Source organism: Paenibacillus sp. J31R30 (assembly GCF_059692115.1).
On record NZ_JCAUAV010000002.1, the window covers coordinates 897,093 to 917,007 of the forward strand.

Here is a 19,915-nt window from a genome sequence, read left to right on the forward strand (position 1 = left end):
TCGTCATATCAATTGTTAATCAATCTCATGTTGGTTAGGTGGTGATCGAGGATGGATTTCGCCAACTTACATCCTTATGTATACTTTGCAACCCGTTACCCTTTCTCCAAAGGACAGACTAGTATTAATCGAATCTGCTATACGTCCTCCCTATATTTAATCAGCGAGGGAAGAGGCGTCATTCAGACAAATGGTCACACGTATGAAACGGTATCCGGCTCACTTGTATACATTCCAGCGGGGCAACTCCACCATTGGATTGCCGACAGCCAAGACCCGATGGTTCATGTTTGTTGTTATTTCGATTGGTCATACATAGATCGTCGGGGCGAGCATACCCACCCGAGCCGGATCTATAATGAGGCGTCTGTGCTTGATTCTACACTGATTGGACCTGCATTTCCTTATGCTTTACCCGAGCACGTGAAAGTGGAGAAGCTGCAGCTGTGGGTGGATTTTTTCAAAAAGTTTTATACTGAAAATTACTACATTAACGAGCGGACCTATGTCCGAAATTTAAAGATCCAGAGCAGCTTTCAGCAGTTTATCGAGTTTTTTCTAACTTTTGCCTTGAAAGAGGAGCATATCCCACATCTGCGCATGTCCAAATTGCTCGATCAATTGGATCAGGATCTTGTACATGGGAATGTACAGCCTTTGGAGGTCTATTATAAAGCGCTTGGTATCAGCCGTGGTTACTTTTTTGATTTGTTTAAGGATGCTACTGGTATGCCACCTACCCAATATGTCATTCAATTTAAGATGAATCGGTCGAAAGAAGACATTTTGCATACCAATCTGAGCATTACCGAGATCGCAGACAAGCATGGTTTTTCGTCCGTGCATTATTTTTCGAAGCTATTCCGTAAGTTAAACGGGCTATCACCACGAGAGTATCGAGAAGAGAACAGATAGGTACAAACAAATTCAAAAAAGGCGTAACGGCATAATGCCGTCACGTCTTTTTTTGCTAAGGTTATGCCATCAATCATAAGATGGCGTACGGATACAAAACAAAGGCATGAAAGTACAAAGACTGGAAGATGAACTTGAAGTAGATTAAAGAGAAAGGGTATCCAATTAAGGGTAAAGGAGAAGATGACAATGACAGCGTTCATAACCTCAGATTTACAAAATAAATACGAGAGTACAGGGTACCTAACTTTTCCAGATGTCCTCGATACGGACCTAATGGTGGAAGCTAAGGAGCACGTGCAATGGCTGATCGATAAAAACCCGAATCTTCGTCCAGAGCAGCTCCATACCAATCTAGTTCACGATGATCCATTCTGGCTGCGGCTCGTAAGCGACGATCGGCTGTTGGATATCGCGCAAGCCTTTATCGGACCAGACATTGCTTTGTTTGCTTCCCATTACATTTGTAAACCAGCTTTTACCGGCAGGCCTGTGTTATGGCATCAAGATGGGAGCTATTGGCCATTGGAACCCATGAATGTCATCACGCTTTGGCTTGCGGTCGATGACTCTACGATAGAGAACGGCTGCTTGAGAGTCATCCCCGAGACGCATCGTCTACAGCTGCAGGAGATGAAAGGCAGCTTTGAGGTCGAAAACGTGCTGAGCTCGGAAATCGAGAACAAATTCGTCGACGAGTCGAAAGCCGTGGATCTCGTTTTGAAATCGGGGAGTGTCTCCATCCACCATCCGAACATCATTCATGGTTCCAAGGAGAATCTCTCTCCTAATCGCCGTTGCGGATTGACCATTCGCTATATCCCTTCTAGTACGAAGGTATTGAATGAACGTCACGCCATCTTCCACCTTCGAGGCGATAAAGGTGACGTTCCGAACAATTATGCGCCGCTTCCGAAATTTGATTCTACTCGCCACATGAGCTTCCGAGGCTGTGAGAATTTTGGGAAATAATTCGAAGTCGAAAATAGCCTACCTCCCTGTTATGACAGGAAGATAGGCTATTCATGTAAAGGCAGGGCTACCAATTGTATTTATTTTTCGCCATTCGCTTGGCGAACTGCCGATATGTTTCCGGAATACAGTCGTGAAGTGCTGGCTGGTTTTAAAGCCCAGTTCAAATGCAATGTCCGTGATGGAGGAACTTGTATGCAGCAGGGAGCAAGCACGTTCCATTCTTATGCGTTCCATAAATGCAGCAGGTGACTGACCGAATATGTCGTGAAACACTTTATAGAAATGAGACTCGCTCATCTGAGATGCACGGGCCAACTCCGCAACGGAATATCGATGATTTGGTGATTGCGTCATTTGATGCACAGAACGGATTACTAGGTCTTTGATTCCGGGCTCGATCATCTTGGATGAAACAGGCTGGAGAAGTCCCATTATGATGTCCAAAACCTGATGACGGACAAAAAAAGCCTGATCAGGGCTATCAACTTCCAAAGTTGCCTTCAAGCGTACGAATTGGTCACGAACGCGATGACCAGCACGAAATACCCGTGGAAGCTGCCGCAAACGGGAGATGGCGAACTCGCGATCAGAGCCGTCAAAGCGAAACCAGTTCGGGGCGTCCTCCGGATCCTGTACAATCAACCACCAAATCCGACTAGGCTCCAAATGATTGAAGCGTGCTTTATGAAGTTCTCCTGGACGTGTATAAAACCATTGCCCAGCGCTCATTGGATAAGGAATGCCGTCTATTTCCCAAGTCGCGCTGCCACTTTGCACATAGACGAATTCATATCCGTGATGATGGCAGTGCAGGGGAATGGGATACGCTTCTGCATATTTTTGATATCCAACGACGAGCAATTCCGGAACGAGTCTGATGTTGATCGTGCTTTCTAAATCCTCTGGATGTTCATCATGTGGAGGGTAGACCCATCGCATGGAAACAGATGAGTGTAAATTTGGCATTCTTAAGTTCGCCTCCGATTAGTTCGGATTACTCCTATGTGTCTGATCCTATTTAATAAGTTCTGGGAAGTCAAGTGTCAACCCATTTGATACGATAAGAATATTCAGAACTGAAGCCAAATATTAGCGGACGAGGAGAGAGCATATGGGTAATTCGTTGCAACGGGACTACAGTATTCTAGGATCAGAGCGGCAAAAAGCGATCGACAAAGGGCTCGTTTCTGGGGAATGGTATCAATGCCCCATTTCCCGAAAACGTATGAAGGAGCTTATGGCACGCAAGAATGGACCTGCAATTCGGGATACCTTGTTGTGGATAGCCTTGATGGTTGTCTTGGGCTATACCGCCTACTTGTCATGGGGAACATGGTGGACGATACCCGCATTTATCCTATACGGTGCTGTCTATACAACGCCCGCTGTCTCCAAATGGCATGAATCCAGCCATGGCACGATGTTTCGAACCGCGTGGATGAATGAAGCCTTGTATCAGTTCTGTTCGTTTCTAATCTTGATTCAAGCGACGAACTATCGCTGGACACATACCCGCCACCATACGGATACGATCGTCGTGGGCAGCGATCCCGAGATTATGGAACCGCGACCACCGAAGTTGCGACGTGTGATCCGTTACATTTTCCGAGAAACGTTTATTCATGGTACTGGGCCTTACCTGTTCAAGCATGCGATCGGACGTCTAAATGCCGTTGAGAAGGAACTCATCCCTGCGAGTGAGCACCGCAAATTGTTCTGGGAAGCACGCGTTTTTATACTTGTTTATAGCCTTATTATCGGCTTGTGCTTTTATATAGGTAGCATATTGCCATTGATGTTCATTGGGTTGCCCTCGTTCTATGGCGCTCATCTTAACGGCATGCTAGTTTCAACACAGCACATGGGTCTTTACGAAGACACGCTAGATCATCGGCTTTGCACGCGGACGTTTTATTCGAACCGATTACTTCGGTTTCTGTATACGAACATGAATTATCACATGGAACACCATATGTTTCCGATGGTTCCGTATTATAACTTGCCTGCATTGCATGAAGAGATCAAGCATGATTGTCCTGCGGCAGCCCCGAGTTTCAAGGTCGCTGTCCGCGAGACCTGGTCCGCTATTTGGAAAGCGCGGAAAGATCATACCCATGTCGTTCCCAGGTACCGTGAATTTGCGGAAAGTCGGAAGGTGAATGATCGAAAACTTTCTTCGGTATCTCAGTCGGTGTGATAAGCAAAGATGCCGTTTCTTCGTTCAGCGTTTGATTGTGACTAGTTAAATAAATATTCTTATATATTCAATCATAAAGATCGTACGTTTGCGATTTATCGGTCAGACCAAAGCAAATACTACGCGACTTATAAGGTGGAGGATTGGTTCCACATTTTCGTGAGTTTACAAAATCTCTTTCTCACTATTTAACTTCACATTTTGCAATCTGTACTCAGTAAGCGACACGCCAAAGTACTTTTTAAAGCTGGTATAAAAGTAGTTCGATTTTTCGATTCCACATTTTTCTAAAATATCATTGATCGGCATTTGTGTTTGACCCAGTAAGTCCTTGATATTCTCCATACGAACTGTAGTAATGAACTCGGCTACTGATTTACCGGTTGCAGTCTTAAACAGCTTGCCGAGGTACACGGAAGAAAGGGACAAAGCTTCTGCGATGCTTGTTAATGTAAGGTTTTTATCCGAATAGTTCGCATGGATCATGTCGATAACGGTATCGACGATCATATTCTTTTTCTTATCTTTTGCGCCATCTTTTAAAAGAATAATATCATCGAATAACGTGAAAAATGTTTTTTCAATTTCATCTAAGGTCTCAAACCCTGCTACTTTGTTGAAAAAATCAATCGAAATCGCATTGAATGTAGATTGTGAGCCTTCGACGATCCGATTTAGCGAATTGTAAATGGAGAAAAATAAATAGATAACAGATGTTAAGATCGTATCGTAAGATGAATGCTCCATGGCTTTAATAATGTCAGTATAGGCTTCCTTCGCAGCTTCACTGTTCCCTAACTTCAGGGAATCAATGAGCTGTTTTTCTTTAGAAGCGGGAAATTGGAAGGAGCTGTCATCCAAGTCGTTTAACATCTCCGAGGTAATCAGGCTAGAATGCCCTAATTTAATTCGATACATGGACAAGTTGAGCGTTTTTTCATACGCATATTTAATTTGATCCGGCGAATCGATCACATAGCCAAGCGTTCCAGTTAATGAAATGTTTATATACTTTTTGACACAGAATTGTATTCTAGTCACGATGTCATGGAAGATGTCCATGTTCGAATCCGATTCCTCAGAAAGTTCTCCAATGTCAACCAATAGGGTGAATTGATCGAATCCAGTCTCGATAACTTCATTTCTGAAATACTCGTTGGTAATTTCCTGGGCAATATTTGATACCCCTATTTTATATAAGGATCGATCTTTTTCATTATGCTGGTCGACGAAATCTTTATAAAAGTCTATTTTTAACATAAACAAGAACAGATTATTTTTAAGATTCAGATCGATTTGAAGTTCTTTTCCTTTGGCCAATATTTTTTCTAGAGGCAGATAGGTTTGGCCAATGATTAAATTTTTTAGAAAATCATTTTTAAGAAGTGGCGCTGTATTTCGTTTCATATTTTCCAACAGGATGGTTTTATCGATCATGCCATTGAAAGCAGTTGAGAGAAAGCTAACCTCGTCGATGTTTTTCTCAGGTTTGCTATCCTGGCCCAGCTTTTGTTTGATCCCTTTCGTCAGCGTATCGATAGGATGGTAAAGCTTCTTTGAGGCAAGGAATGCGAATAATAGTCCCAGTATAAGAACGATTAGACAAAAGGCAAGAGTAATGAAGCCATTCTTTTTGACACTCGAAAAATATGTCTCATAAGGCGTTAAGCTTATAAATTTCCATTTCAATTCATCCGAAGAAACATAGGAAACTACGTATTTTTTATTATGCAGCTGTTCAAAGAAGGTTCCCGATGGGGCTGCTGTTTGAAGAACGTCACGAATATAGCTCTGATCTGAAATATTTTGCTTGAACATAGCAGGAGAGTAGTGGCTTACGATATCGCCTTTCTCATCTAAGACGAAAATTTCATTCCCATCTTTGCCCATTTTGTTATCCAAGGATGAAATAGTCAGTCTTAGCCAGTCCGCATCCACATTCAATACGATCGCACTGTCGAAGTCGCCTTTGTTATTATTGGTATCGAACAAAAGATAGGTGTATACATTAATTTCGCTTACTTTTGAGTCATTTGTTACTGGGATTTTTCTTGGGATTGGGTATAAACTTGGCGATTGGGCTGCTTGAGGACTTTTTAACAGGGTAACGATTTCTTTATCAAAAAAATCATGGCTATCATAGAACGTGTTCGTTGTGAGGAAGGTATCGATTTTTTTATTGTATATATAAGTAGAATAAATATAACTATTGGGGATTGTTAAATTATTCAATGTCTTCATAGCACTGCTAATATTTAAAATATCCTGTTCGTTGCTGTATGCGAAAGACATAATGGAGTTGTTAAGCATTAAGGATTGGCAAAACTTTTTCGCAATATTATCCATGTATACAGAACTGTAGCTGATATTAGATAAAATATTTCCCTTCATTTCTTTTACAGTTTCAATCGAAGAAGAAGTGTAGTTGTAGTACAACAGCGAGGAAAGGATTATAATCAAGGCAGTGATACTCGCAACGAAAGTTATGAGTAATTTTTTGTACATATAACCACCTCTATCTAATGATGTACGATGCAAATCAATTTTATTATATCCCCCTTTGAAACTCAATTTAAAAAGTGTTATTTTCCCATCTTAGTTCATTATTTGGAGATTTGATCAATTATTGTAGACGTGTTTACGACTTATTACCTACCCATGGAGGTCAAACATTGAACAAATCAAAGGAAATGAAACGTTTGCTTGTTTTGCTGAGTATCGGTATCTCTGTTGCACTCGCTGGATGCAGCTCTCAAAAGACTGAACCAACGACTTCTATTTCTGCGCCTAGTACGGCCGCCGCTCAAACAACTAAACCTACAGCAACCTCATTAGCGCCAGTTGAACTTACGTATTATTTCCCGAACGGGCCTCAGAAGGATTTGCAGTCTGTAGAAGATGCTGTGAATAAGCTTATCAAGCCAAAAATCAACGCCACGGTTCACCTGAAACCAATTGATTGGGGCATTTATGAAGAAAAAATGAAAGTTACCATGGCCTCTGACGAACCCTATGATCTCGTATGGACAGGGGCGGGCTTTAACAATTACTTTAAAAATGTGGCGAATGGCGCTTATGCGCCGTTGGATGATTGGATTGCCAAATATCCTGACATGAAGAAAGGTATTCCGGATATGATCTGGAATGCGGTTAAAGTAAAAGGGAGTATCTATGCTGTGCCAGTTTTCCAACAGTCAACCGCAGGGTACGGCTATGTCATACAGAAAGCAATAGCGGATAAGTACCAACTGGATTGGAAGTCTGTCACCAAGTTATCAGATCTGACGCCTTACCTGGAAACCGTTAAGAAGAACGAGCCAAATCTGATACCTTGGGAGTTTTCTGATGCTTTCACGGTGGCCCCTCCAATGTTTGGCCTTGAAAGTTTAGGCGATGCGAAAACGCCAGGTGATCTGTACTTAAAAGATGACAGCAAGGTTGTCAATCAGTACGAAACACCAGAGTTCAAAGCTTATATCTCGATGATGAGAGACTGGTACACCAAAGGATATTTACGGAAAGATGCAGCGGTAACCAAAGAAAATTCGGCCGATCGTAAGGCAGGAAAGTATGCCCTTCAATTGGGTCAGATCGATATTGACTCTGTGGCTTTAGCTTCTGCAGGCATGGATGCAACAGGCAGAATGTCCTTTTCCAATCCGAATACACAGTCTTATGACTTCCAGTTTGTGAAGCCACTTTTAACAACCGATAAAGCTGCAGCAACAATGACGGCTATTTCAGCCAATTCGCCAAATAAAGAAAGAGCGATGATGTTCCTCAATCTTTTGAACACTGACAAAGAAATTTATAACACACTTGTATGGGGCGTTGAAGGTAGGCACTACAAAAAGGTTGCGGAGAATCGGATTGAGAGCATCAAAGATGGAGGCTTCCAAAACTTTTCTCCGTGGATGTTCGGCAATATGTCGCTCTCCTATTTGTCAGAAGGTGATCCCAAAGGAAACGATCAGAAGTATACGCAAATGTGGGTAGATCTCAATAAAAACGCAACACCTTCCAATGCATTAGGTTTCGTATTTGACTTTACACCGGTTAAAGCAGAGAAGGCTAATGTTGACGCTGCTATCGATGAACTTTATTATGCGATCGCGAGTGGTTCTGTCGACCCTGAGAAGTACTTGCCACAATTCCTAGATAAGTTGAAAAAGGCAGGCTCCGATAAAATTGTTGCTGAGAAGCAAAAGCAATTGGATGCTTGGAAAGCAACAACGAAGTAGGAAATTTAAATTAAACTAGTAAAGAGCATTCGCCATTTATTTCGGTGAATGCTCTTTTTGCATGAACTTTTTCAATTTTGGTTCATTTTTCAGAGAATTAATTCATTTTTGTAGACCTAATTCATTTAAAAATCGGTGATTCTCTGTTTTTTCTCTGTATTCTGATCGTTTGTTTTCGATTTATGATAGGGACATCCAATTCATCGCCACCACGCAAAGGAGAATGCTTGTGGAATCGAAAACAACCATAAACAAGCGAGCGCCAGTCATACCCGTCATAAGCGAACTCATGAAAAACAAAATTTTTTATCTCATGATGCTTCCTGGACTGCTTTACATCATCGTCATGTATTATCTACCCATGTTAGGGGTTGTTATTGCGTTTCAACAATATAACCCCATAAAAGGGATCTTTAAGAGTAAATGGGTAGGTTTCGCAAATTTTAAGTTTCTATTTCAATCTGATGCCCTGTTTCAAATCACCTTTAATACGATCGCTTACAACCTAGTCTTCATTATACTCGGTATTGGTTTATCGCTCGTGATTGCCATTCTCATCAATGAAATAGGCAATCGTTATCTTGCGAGTGCTTACAAAAGCATTTTACTGCTTCCTTTTCTTCTGTCTTGGGTGGTAGCTGAATATTTGCTTTTCACTTTCCTGAGTATGGACAAAGGCATTATCAATACATTACTAGCACAAATCAATATCGAGCCTGTCCAGTGGTATTCCGAACCGTTCTATTGGTGGTTTATTTTACCAGCGAGCTATGTCTGGAAGAATGTTGGTTACTTCTCCGTTATTTTTGCAGCAGGAATTGCGGGGATTTCCTCCGAGTATTATGAGGCTGCGAAAATGGATGGCGCAAATAAGTTTCAGCAAGCAATCAAAATTACGATTCCGATGCTGGCCCCGATCACGATTACTTTACTGCTGCTGCAGGCAGGAAAAATTTTTTACGCCGCTTTTGGCGATTGGGGATTGTTTTATAACCTGCCGAAGGAGTCAGGTGTCTTGTTCAGTGCTACGAACGTCATCGATACTTACGTTTACAGATCTCTGAAAAGCATGAGCGATTTCGGCATGTCTTCCGCCGTTGGACTGTATCAAGCCTGTGTTGGATTTATCCTAGTTCTTGTATCGAACTTTTTGATTAGACTATACGATCGTGACAGTGCATTGTTCTAGGAGGATGACAAGATGATCAAACGACTTACGTTTCCTAACTTTATGCTAAACGCTGTTTTTATGGTGTATTGCGGAATATGCCTGATACCTTTGCTCATTGTACTTTCCGTGTCATTGTCCGATGAGCAGACTATCTTTCAGTCTGGCTATAATTTGATTCCATTGAAATTCAGTTTGAATGCCTATGCCTATATTCTGAACGGGAATTCACCTATTCTAAGAGCCTATGCCGTTACCATCATCGTAACTCTCGTCGGCACTTTGCTCCACCTGATCATTTCGTCCTTGTTTGCATACAGTCTTTCAAGAAAAGAAGTGAAATACAGAAGCATCGTGTCCTTCTTAGTCGTATTCTGCCTATTGTTCAGTGGAGGATTAGTGCCCTCGTACATTCTACTCTCAAAATACCTTCATCTCAAAGATACGATATTTGTACTTTTCGTTCCTTACTTGGTTTCTTCGGTCAATGTGCTGATCATGAGAAATTTTTTTACATTTACAATTCCGGAATCCATTATAGAATCCGCAAGAATTGATGGTTCAGGCGAGTTTCATACCTTTTTGAAGTTGGTTCTCCCCTTATCGACGCCAGTGCTCGCAACCATAGGTCTTTTTACAGCAGTCTTTCTTTGGAACGATTGGTTTACTGCTGCTTTATACATTGAGAGCGGTAAGTTGTATACGCTGCAATTTCTTCTACAGTCAATCATGAACAACATCGCATTTCTCCAAGGAAATGCTTTGACTCAGAAAATCGCAGCTGTACAACCAGACGAAACGGCTAGGATGGCAACCTGCGTTTTATCCGTAGGCCCAATTATTCTCGCTTACCCTTATTTACAGAGGTATTTTGTCAAAGGCCTTACTTTAGGTGCAGTGAAATCGTAATTCACCGGCTTCACCGGGCATCAACCCGTTAAGCATATAAAAACAAATGTGGAGGTCAAACAATGAACAAATCAATGAAAATGAAACGTTCGCTTGCTATGCTGAGTATTGGTTTTACTGTCGTAGTAGCGGGATGTAGTACTCCAAAGGCCGAGACAACGCCTTCTGCAACTCCCGCCCCAAGTACGGCTGCAGCTCAAACTGCTCAACCAACAGCAACTCCATTAGCACCTGTAGAACTTACTTACTATTTCCCGAATGGACCTCAAAAGGATCTGCAGTCCGTAGAAGATGCCGTGAATAAGCTCATCAAGCCAAAAATCAATGCCACAGTTAAACTTAAACTGATTGATTGGGGCGCATATGAAGAGAAGATGAAAGTCGTCATGGCATCGGGCGAGCCCTACGATCTCGTATGGACAGCGGCAGGCTTTAACAATTACTTTCAAAATGTAGCGAATGGGGCTTATGCGCCATTGGACGATTTGATTGCCAAATATCCAGATATGAAGAAAGGTATCCCGGATATGTTCTGGAATGCCGTGAAGGTAAAAGGGAAAATTTATGGCGTGCCTGTCTTCCAACAGTCAACCGCAGGGTACGGCTACATTATTCAGAAAGCAGTAGCGGATAAATACAAACTGGATTGGAAATCTGTGACCAAATTATCGGATCTGACGCCTTTCCTGGAAACAGTCAAGAAGAACGAGCCAAACCTGATCCCTTGGGAATTTAACGATGCGTTTACGGTTGCTCCACCTATGTTTGGCCTTGAAAGTCTAGGTGATTCGAAAACGCCTGGAGATCTTTACTTAAAAGATGGCAGCAAGGTTGTTAATCAGTATGAAACACCAGAATTCAAAGACTATCTGACAATGATGAGAGACTGGTATAACAAAGGATATTTGCGGAAAGACGCAGCGACATTAAAAGATACCAATGCAGATAAAAAGGCTGGCAAGAATGCCCTTCAATTGGGTCAAATTGATATTGACTCCGTGGCGTTCGCAGCAGCAGGTATGGACGCTACAGGAAGAATGTCCGGCCCAAGTCCAGAAACACAGTCATACGACTTCCAATTTGTGAAGCCGCTGTTGACAACCGATAAAGCTGCAGCGACAATGACGGCAATATCTGCTAATTCGCCAAATAAAGAAAGAGCAATGATGTTCCTTAATCTGTTGAACACGGACAAACAAATTTACAACACACTTGTCTGGGGCGTCGAGGGCAAACATTATAAGAAAATTTCTGATACCCGCATTGAAACAATCAAAGATGGCGGCTATCAAATCTTTTCCCCTTGGGAATTTGGCAACATGGCGCTCTCCTATTTGTCTGAAGGTGATCCAAAAGGGAACGATCAGAAGTTTACGCAAATGTGGGTAGATCTGAATAAAAACGCAACACCATCCAACGCACTGGGCTTTGTTTTTGACTTTACGCCAGTGAAGGCTGAGAAGGCGAATACGGATGCAGTCATTGCGGAACTTTATAACGCCTTAGCTTCCGGATCAGTAGATCCTAGCAAGTATTTGCCAACTTTCCTTGATAAGCTCAAGAGTGCAGGCGCAGATAAGATTATTGCCGAGAAGCAAAAGCAATTAGATGCTTGGAAAGCGACAGCTAAATAAATCAATTTTAAAATTGAGAACTCCCTCTTATTCTATTCATATGGGATAGGTAGGGAGCTCTCTATTAAGAGTCGAAGGAGAATGTCTAAATGGCAACCATGACTGCCGTATTAATAGGAGCGGGACAAAGAGGCGCGGATGCTTATGCTTCCTACGCGCTAGACTATCCAGATGAAGTGAAATTTGTGGCAGTAGCTGAGATTAACCCTGTAAGAAGGATGCGTTTCCAGGAGGCACACGCTATCGAAGATTCTCATGTTTTCGAAAGCTGGGAGCAACTGCTTGAAGGGCCCAAGCTCGCTGATGCGATCTTGATCTGCACGCAGGATCAAATGCATTTTGAGCCTTCCATTCGAGCTTTGGAAAAAGGGTATCACGTCCTGCTGGAGAAGCCGATGTCTCCAAGCCCGACCGAATGTGTCCTCATGGGGGAATACGCGGAAAAATATAAGCGAGTGTTTTCCATCTGCCATGTGCTTAGGTATACAGAATTTTATAAAAAGCTTAAGCAATTGCTCGTAGATGGAGCGGTAGGCAGACTCATTTCCATCCAGCATACGGAAAATGTGGAACATCGGCATCAAGCGCACAGCTTCGTGAGAGGGAACTGGCGAAACTCTGAAACTTCTAGTCCCATGATTTTGGCGAAGAGCTGTCATGACATGGATATTTTGCTGTGGCTAGCGGATGCTGACTGTACGAAGGTGTCATCTTTCGGCTCGTTAACGCATTTTCGTTCAGAAAGTGCCCCAGAAGGAGCGCCATTGCATTGCTTGGACGGCTGCCCGGTACAGGATGAGTGCCCATATTATGCGCCTAAAATGTATTTGGAGAGAGACGACTGGGTCGGGTCTGTGCTGCGCAATGTCGTCAGCAATGATCCGAGCGATGAGGGGGTCCTTCAAGCTTTGCAAAATGGACCTTACGGCAGATGTGTCTATTATTGCGATAACAATGTGGTAGACCATCAGGTCGTCAATTTGGAGTTCGCGAATGAGGTTACTGTAGCCTTTACGATGTGCGCCTTCACGAAAGAAGGCGGCAGATCGATGAAGCTGATGGGAACTCGCGGTCAGATCAGAGCCGATATGGAGAAGAACGTCATTGAGGTGAGCAGCTTTATTACAGGTGTGACCGAAACAATTGAGATCAACGCGCCATTGGAAGGGCATGGCGGTGGCGACCACGGCATCATGCGGGACTTCGTTCGGTTAGTGAGCCGAAATGGGGATGAGGTTGGAATTACTGGCGCACGGAATTCCGTACAAAGCCATCTAATGGCGTTCGCTGCCGAAAAGTCACGTTTGGAAAGCCGGGTTATTGGGATAGAGGAATATAGGAATGAATTGAAACGAATTTGAGTCTTATCAGATGGAATCAAAGACATGCTGAATAGCCCCTTATCGCGTGAAGGGGCTATTTCGTGTTCTGTTTTTTCGTTATTAATTGACAAGGCGTGTTTCATTTCAAAGGACGTTAAATATAATTCTAAAGTCTTAATATTTCATCAATATTGAAATCTATATGGTGATAATATTCACAGTAAAAGCTCTCAATGATCAAGAGGGTGGATAGAATATCGGGGGAACGTGAATCATCATGAAACTTTATACGATCGAGTTAACTGTTAAAGGAATTGTTCACGGCGTTTCCGTGAGAGCAAGAAATAAGATCGAAGCGGTTATTGCTGGATTTTCCATGCTGTGCAGCTGGAGCGAAAAAGACAGTGTCGACGAGATCCGGATCATCGAGGTTAACGAAAATCCGAAAGCTACTGCTGAGGATTACAAATGCAATTACAATAATTGTTGCTGGTGAAGATAGGCATACATTCGATCCGAACAGCACAATTAGCCGTGAAGGAATGGTTACGAAGCGGACGCACAGGTACTCTAACAAATGAAAAAGCGGGGCATATTGCCCCGCTTTTTCATTTGTTAGAGCGTTCAGGAGTAATCACCCTCTGTTCCGATACTCGGATGGCGTGACACCCGTTATTTTCTTAAACACCTTCGAAAAATGGTTCTGATAGTCAAAGCCGACTGCGATGGCAATTTCATTCATCGACTTTTGAGTGTCAGTTAGCAGTCGCTTGCTCTCGGCTATGCGAATTTCATTCAAATTATCGCTAAAAGAAAGTCCTGTTTCCATGTTGATCTTATTCGAGATATAGGAAGGATGCTTACTGAATTTAACTGCCACTTCGTTCAAAGTGATTTTTTCGAAAAAATGTAAATTCATATAGTGAATAATATCTCTCACTAATGTCGAGTATTGTGGATTGGCAAATTGTTTGACGGCAGCCGTAAATTGTAAAATCATTTCTTTCATGAGTAGTACAATTTCTGCTTTTGTACCTAGATTCTCAGCTCGTACGATAAATTTGTAGGCAATTGTTCTTGCATATTCATTTTCTACACCGCTTTCCACCGCAATTTGGCAAACGATCGCGCATGTGGAAATGAAATGATTTTTGGCAGATCGAAGGATGTCCCCGCTCGCAAGCTCGAATCGGTTGACCCCCTCTTGGAAGCTGGACAGTGTGTCCAAGTGGCTTTGAACGACGGAGACGTCGCCGGTCTGCATCTTCTCTTTTAACCTTTTGTATTCCTCTAGCGTAATGTGCAAAGCCTCTTGCTCGTAGTACAGGTTGACCAGAGAAAGCTGTGGGATTACGAGGGGAGAAGGAGTATATGTTATACTGTACGTTTTTGGTATAGGAATACGATGTTCTTCATCTTTGACGAACAGCCAGTAGAATAATCGGCCAAGATATTCGAGATCTTTTCTATTTTTGGCAGGGATCAGCTTATCGAATTTGCTCTCAGGGGATGTCAATCCAATAGGCCCTAAAATGAGTATGAGCTTCTCGTTATCATTTTGCACCGATAAAGCATGAAACAAACATGAGTCAGGTGTCCAAAACGTGAAGTATGGATGCTCAACATGCGATATCTCCTCGATCATCTCTTTCAAGATCAGCAACGTGTTGGAAAGCAGCTTTTGTCTTTCCGGTTGGACACATGCAAACAGAAGCTGTCCCTCTTTATCAGCTCCAATGATATCAATCTGGTGCAGATAATGTATGCATCTTGCTTTCTCCTCAACCGCCTTCATAAGAACCCTCCACAAACTTAATTATATATCTATAATATTAACAATCGTTCAATTTTTAAAACAATTTCAAGCGCTTATGCTTCCTCCAAAGCCGGGAGAGTCTGTTCTCGATTAAACTTTTATCATTCTTCCATTCTTATTTTCTTGCTTTCATTATAGAGTAAAATAAATAACATTTTTCACTAGTAATTTAACTGCGACACAAATAAAATACAAGTATGATACAAGTATTAGGCATGATATTGATGTGATAAACGATGCGGAGGAGAGGGAATGAAAAGTTCAGTATTAAAGAACGCATATGGCGAATCCTATTTAGTTTTCGATGTGGAAGATATCAATGAGGTTCTTTCTCCAGAGGAATTTTGGAATAAGCTGCCTGTTCTCCATCTGCAACCATCCAATCAAAAGGTATGGACGACTCCATTGTTTCGCTCGTTTTTTTGGGGTTTGACGGAAATGGAAGAAAAGCATGTGACGTTCCAAGTGGCAGATGACACCCTTAATAGGGATGCGGAAACACCAGTCGTCTCGAATGTCATAGGAAAGACTGTCCAGGAACGCTTAATCATTGATGAAGCGATGCCATTCCAACCGTTCATGACGGGTCATGACAAGCAATCCCTCACCTACAGCAATCGTTACTATCCAAGACGCATGCATGATTATATTTTGCAGGAATATTTGCCGGCTTACGTATTGACCGAGGATCAACGCATTTGGAGTCGTGCTAAAGAACTTCTCGCCTTTCTCCGATTTACGCGTTGGAAAGAAGACGGAACAAATGAATTTGTGGAGCAGTTCTATCCGCAGGAGTCAAACCCACGTCCCGACTGGGCTGGAGGGTGGGATTATGTGTTCGATTGGGAATGGTTAGACGGATACGGCTATAACTGGAGTCTTCACGAGCCCGATCACCACGTATGCTCAGCCATCGCCTCCCTTCATATCCATATGTATGAGCGAACCGGTCTACGTCACTATTTGGATGACGCAAAGTCTTTTGTCATGAACCAAATTCCCCGTTACGGGTTTCATAAAGGGGTTTGGAAGGGCCGCGTTTATTATTGGACCGAGTATAATCCTACGGGTAGTTCGGAAGGAAATCCGGTCGTAGACGCTACCGATAATGTAGTCGCTTTAGTCGCTATGGCTGTCGCAAAAGCCGGATTCCACGAATCTGATCCTCTAACGAAGGGCCAATTGTTGGAATACGCTCGTGGCTTGTTATGGTACATGATCCGGGAATGGGAGACGGACGGAAGATGGTTTTACGATGGGGCGGAGAATCCGATGAACGAGCGGAAATACAGATCCCATGATATCGTCTGTATCGTGTGTAGCATGATTGCGCTGGTGTATCTCTACAAAGCAGGTGCCGACATCTCTCCGTTCGTAAGCAGTCTGACGGATATGGAGGCCAAATACGCGGTCATGTCCGGGCTCTTTCAGCGCAAAGCTTTTTTGAAAATGGCTAAAGTTTACGATGGTCAGCCTGCGCCAGGAAATCAGCTGATGTTCAGCACCTTTTTCCACGTAACGGGCCCATCTTTGCAGAACGTTCTTTTCAAGGATAACCTAGCAGCGGGTCTTTCCGTGTCGGACGAATTCCCTATTCGGGTAAGCCGATTGTTGCCTCCGGATGAACATATTTCCGATTGGAGGCCTGATCCCGAAACGAACCGAACGATCCTGATCACAAGGAAGCAGCTGATGGAAGGCATCAGATTGCCATTTGAGTTGCAAACCGGTGAAACCTATCAAATTTGTTACGGGGCACATTGCGATCAGACTTTTGATCGGAGTGAGGCAGTGAATCCAGATAGCGAATTGGAGTGTTGGCTTCATGTCAAAGAGGAATCCGTATTTGTCCGTACAACAACAGGAAGCTTTGGTGACCGTCCCCATAGTTATGCGCTGCCCTTATCTTTACAATCACAGTTGAATAGCTCCAATTTTCTTTCTTTCGGAGCAAGACTGCTGTTTCCATTTTCAGAAGATATAGCGGCGAAAGTGATAGAGAGTCCATGGCCTGAGCCGGAATCCTATGTGCAGGAAGAAATGAAGGGTGCGGAATCTTCCTTGTGTGTGTACCCGGTTCAAAGCTTATTCCCATGGCATACAAGTGGACTGCCGTTTGAGCCAGAGCAGCATATCGGGGAAGGTCGGGTTTGTAAGGCTACTGAAGTGGGACAATTTGTTGAGATGGCTTTCGACTGGCCTGACAGCACATGTAATGTCGAGCTGTTTGCGGATTATTCGATGGGACGGGACAGGGGAATCGTTCAAGCGTATGTAGACGGTACTCCCATTGGCGATCCGTGTAATCAATATTGTGATACGGAGAGTTCTGTACCTGTTATACGCATTTCCCTTGGCCAGCTATCACTGAGTAATGGCAAACATACGCTTGCTTTCAAGGTAGTCGGCAAAGACGCGGCTTCATTAGGATATTACATCGGGCTGCACCACGCGATTCGTATTGAGCGTCTCAGGTGATCTACCGTAACTAACAGTCGAGAAGCAGCTGGTACAGGAAACTCCTGGATTGGCTGCTTTTTGCCGTTAGACTAGCGCGGCTGCTCGGTTTTTCTCTTTTGCATAAATGCTCTAACGACGATATGAAGATGGAGCAGCCCCGGCTATTTTCTTGAAAGCGCGGCTGAAAGCATGAATGTTTTGGAAGCCGGTCTGATCTGCAATTTGCTTTATTGGGAGATTGGTATATTGGATTAACTGCTTGGCTTTCTCAAACCGAACCAACCGGTGAAATTGGATTGGACTCATCTGAAAGGCTGTTTTGAATAAGCGGACGAGGTAATATTTACTTATGTTGAATACTTTGGAAAGCTCCTCGAGGCTAACTTCCCGATCGGTAATGTCATTTAAATATCGTTGGATCAATTGCAGCTCGTCTAATTTGTACTGCAGTTGTGGCGATTGGTTCCAATGATGCTCGCGGACAAGTAGAATGATTAGTTTAATCATCAGCCCTTTAATATGGATCTCATAGAGAGGAGCTTTTAATTGAAATTCGGTAATAAGCTCAAACAGCAGCTTCTCAAACAAATCCGGATTGTTTAACCTCACGAAATCAGGCAAATTATAGGGGGGCTCGGATAAGAGGTCGGTTCGGAATAACGTTTTTTCATGCTCTGACATATGAGTATCCATCATAAAAGAAGTTCCCACATCCACACTGTCCTCTTGCTCTATCAAATCGAAATGAATATGCGGTTGGCGGACAGGCTTATCACCACTCACCTTGATTGAATGCCTCTTCTTAGGTTTGAAAATAAACACATCACCCGGGAGACCATGATATATCTGATCCTCCACGGTAACCAGTAATTCCCCTTCCTTTAAATACAGGAATTCATAGTCCCAAATGACACGCTCCAATACCCGCCAGTACGGGAGCTGATAGATATCCATCGCGATACGAATATACGGAGAGATGGTGTTCATGATAAGCTTTTCCTCCTTCAGGTGAGCAAAAGATACTTACGATTATAGCAATAAATGATAAATGTTCATATTGTTTGGCTAAATATTTTCTGTTATTTCAAAACTATACTTAAGGGGAATTTATCGGAACTGGAAGGATAGTGAACGTAATGAGTGGATTACTGGGGCAGCTATTTCAATTGCGTGAGGGAATTAAATCCAAAAGAGAGTCTAGCTACGATCGCAGCGGAGGTAACGCCGATTACGTGCGTATTGCTGCAGGAGATACGACAGATATTGCTGATATATCAGGCGCCGGCATTATCAAACACATCTGGATTACACTCGCTTCAGAGGATGCTTTTATGCGGCGGAATGCCATTATTCGCATGTATTGGGACGGGGAAGAGCATCCGAGTGTAGAGGCGCCATTAGGAGATTTCTTTGGCCAAGGCTGGGGAGAGGAATATTCGTTCACTTCGCTTCCGCTTGCTGCAGCACCTCATAAGGGCAAAGCGCTTAACTGCTACTTTCCAATGCCATTTAACAATGGAGCCCGAATCTCCATTGAGAATCAGTCGGATATCGATATCCGTGCTTTCTTCTACTATGTGGATTATGAAGTGCACCCATCCATTCCGGTATCCATGGGAAGATTCCACGCCTGGTGGAACCGAGAGTCAACGACAGAGGTTCATCCACCTGAAGGTGAAATGGAGTGGATTGGCCGTAATCAGACCGATGCCAACAATTACTTGTTTGCTGAGATTGAAGGCAAAGGACATTTTGTTGGAATCAATTACTATGTCGATAGTCCGGGACCTATGTGGTATGGAGAAGGTGACGACATGTGGATGATAGACGGTGAAGACTGGCCTGGATCCTTGCATGGTACCGGTACGGAGGATTTTTTTAATACAGCTTGGTGCCCTAATGAGCTGTATACCCATCCATATTTCGGCTGCGCAAAGGTTCCGAACAAGCTCGGATGGATGGGCCGTACTCATGTCTACCGTTTTCTGCTGGAAGACCCCATTTACTTCGAAAAATCGCTGAGAGCCAGCATTGAACATGGCCATGATAACAATCTGGCTCTGGATATCAGCACCGTTTCTTACTGGTACCAGACGGAGCCGCACAAGATATTCCCCCCTCTTCCAGTGAAGGCATCCAGAGCCAATATGCCGGAAATCAGTATAAAGGACGTGCACACTTGGCGACATGAGTGGCGCCAAGCTAGGGGTGGTTCAGGTACGCTTTGGGGGAATGAGAAAGATTGAACTTGATAAATGTGGCAAATGAATTGATGCAT

At 43.2% G+C, this 19,915-nt stretch carries 15 protein-coding genes; 11 read left to right on the forward strand and 4 right to left on the reverse strand.

The features are described from left to right. The first annotated feature begins 51 nt into the window (after window positions 1-51). Together AC58QO_RS09815 and AC58QO_RS09820 are read left to right on the forward strand one after the other, a co-directional pair. Window positions 52-915, forward strand: coding sequence for an AraC family transcriptional regulator (locus AC58QO_RS09815; protein ID WP_497265109.1), 864 nt, complete (start codon window positions 52-54; stop codon window positions 913-915). A 189-nt stretch (window positions 916-1,104) separates the two neighbouring features. Further along, on the forward strand, window positions 1,105-1,887 hold the full coding sequence (locus tag AC58QO_RS09820; protein ID WP_497265110.1) for a phytanoyl-CoA dioxygenase family protein: 783 nt from the start codon (window positions 1,105-1,107) through the stop codon (window positions 1,885-1,887). Between the two features lie 51 nt (window positions 1,888-1,938). On the opposite strand, the gene AC58QO_RS09825 is transcribed toward AC58QO_RS09820, so the two are convergent. Then, a complete protein-coding gene (locus tag AC58QO_RS09825) occupies window positions 1,939-2,856 on the reverse strand; it encodes an AraC family transcriptional regulator (protein WP_497265111.1) in 918 nt (305 codons plus the stop codon). Between the two features lie 145 nt (window positions 2,857-3,001). Here AC58QO_RS09825 and AC58QO_RS09830 point away from each other — a divergent pair, with 145 nt between their 5' ends. After that, window positions 3,002-4,087, forward strand: a complete 1,086-nt coding sequence (locus AC58QO_RS09830) for a fatty acid desaturase (protein WP_497265112.1) — start codon at window positions 3,002-3,004, stop codon at window positions 4,085-4,087. Window positions 4,088-4,252: 165 nt separating this feature from the next. Here the strand turns inward: AC58QO_RS09830 and AC58QO_RS09835 are convergent, their stop codons facing one another. Further along, entirely contained in the window at window positions 4,253-6,592 is a 2,340-nt protein-coding gene (locus AC58QO_RS09835) for a helix-turn-helix domain-containing protein (RefSeq protein WP_497265113.1), read from the reverse strand. Window positions 6,593-6,759: 167 nt separating this feature from the next. Here AC58QO_RS09835 and AC58QO_RS09840 point away from each other — a divergent pair, with 167 nt between their 5' ends. The 6 genes from AC58QO_RS09840 to AC58QO_RS09865 all read left to right on the forward strand — a co-directional run bounded on the left by AC58QO_RS09840 (window position 6,760) and on the right by AC58QO_RS09865 (window position 13,857). Continuing rightward, window positions 6,760-8,328 (forward strand): DUF3502 domain-containing protein, encoded by a 1,569-nt coding sequence (locus AC58QO_RS09840; RefSeq protein ID WP_497265114.1) that lies wholly within the window; start codon window positions 6,760-6,762, stop codon window positions 8,326-8,328. A gap of 223 nt (window positions 8,329-8,551) precedes the next feature. After that, window positions 8,552-9,517, forward strand: coding sequence for an ABC transporter permease (locus AC58QO_RS09845; RefSeq protein WP_497265115.1), 966 nt, complete (start codon window positions 8,552-8,554; stop codon window positions 9,515-9,517). A gap of 12 nt (window positions 9,518-9,529) precedes the next feature. Then, window positions 9,530-10,405, forward strand: coding sequence for a carbohydrate ABC transporter permease (locus AC58QO_RS09850; RefSeq protein ID WP_497265116.1), 876 nt, complete (start codon window positions 9,530-9,532; stop codon window positions 10,403-10,405). A gap of 62 nt (window positions 10,406-10,467) precedes the next feature. Then, window positions 10,468-12,039 (forward strand): ABC transporter substrate-binding protein, encoded by a 1,572-nt coding sequence (locus AC58QO_RS09855; protein ID WP_497265117.1) that lies wholly within the window; start codon window positions 10,468-10,470, stop codon window positions 12,037-12,039. Window positions 12,040-12,128: 89 nt separating this feature from the next. Beyond that, window positions 12,129-13,400 carry a Gfo/Idh/MocA family protein gene (locus AC58QO_RS09860; RefSeq protein WP_497265118.1) on the forward strand — a complete coding sequence of 424 codons (1,272 nt, stop codon included), beginning with the start codon at window positions 12,129-12,131 and terminating at the stop codon, window positions 13,398-13,400. A 238-nt stretch (window positions 13,401-13,638) separates the two neighbouring features. After that, window positions 13,639-13,857 carry a hypothetical protein gene (locus AC58QO_RS09865; RefSeq protein ID WP_497265119.1) on the forward strand — a complete coding sequence of 73 codons (219 nt, stop codon included), beginning with the start codon at window positions 13,639-13,641 and terminating at the stop codon, window positions 13,855-13,857. A gap of 138 nt (window positions 13,858-13,995) precedes the next feature. Here the strand turns inward: AC58QO_RS09865 and AC58QO_RS09870 are convergent, their stop codons facing one another. Continuing rightward, window positions 13,996-15,156 carry an AraC family transcriptional regulator gene (locus tag AC58QO_RS09870; RefSeq protein ID WP_497265120.1) on the reverse strand — a complete coding sequence of 387 codons (1,161 nt, stop codon included), beginning with the start codon at window positions 15,154-15,156 and terminating at the stop codon, window positions 13,996-13,998. A 273-nt stretch (window positions 15,157-15,429) separates the two neighbouring features. Between AC58QO_RS09870 and AC58QO_RS09875 the strand changes: the two genes are divergently transcribed. Beyond that, entirely contained in the window at window positions 15,430-17,655 is a 2,226-nt protein-coding gene (locus AC58QO_RS09875; RefSeq protein WP_497265121.1) for a hypothetical protein, read from the forward strand. Window positions 17,656-17,766: 111 nt separating this feature from the next. Here the strand turns inward: AC58QO_RS09875 and AC58QO_RS09880 are convergent, their stop codons facing one another. Next, window positions 17,767-18,624, reverse strand: coding sequence for an AraC family transcriptional regulator (locus AC58QO_RS09880; RefSeq protein WP_497265122.1), 858 nt, complete (start codon window positions 18,622-18,624; stop codon window positions 17,767-17,769). Window positions 18,625-18,773: 149 nt separating this feature from the next. Between AC58QO_RS09880 and AC58QO_RS09885 the strand changes: the two genes are divergently transcribed. Then, entirely contained in the window at window positions 18,774-19,883 is a 1,110-nt protein-coding gene (locus AC58QO_RS09885; RefSeq protein ID WP_497265123.1) for a glycoside hydrolase family 172 protein, read from the forward strand. The last annotated feature ends 32 nt before the right edge of the window (window positions 19,884-19,915 follow it).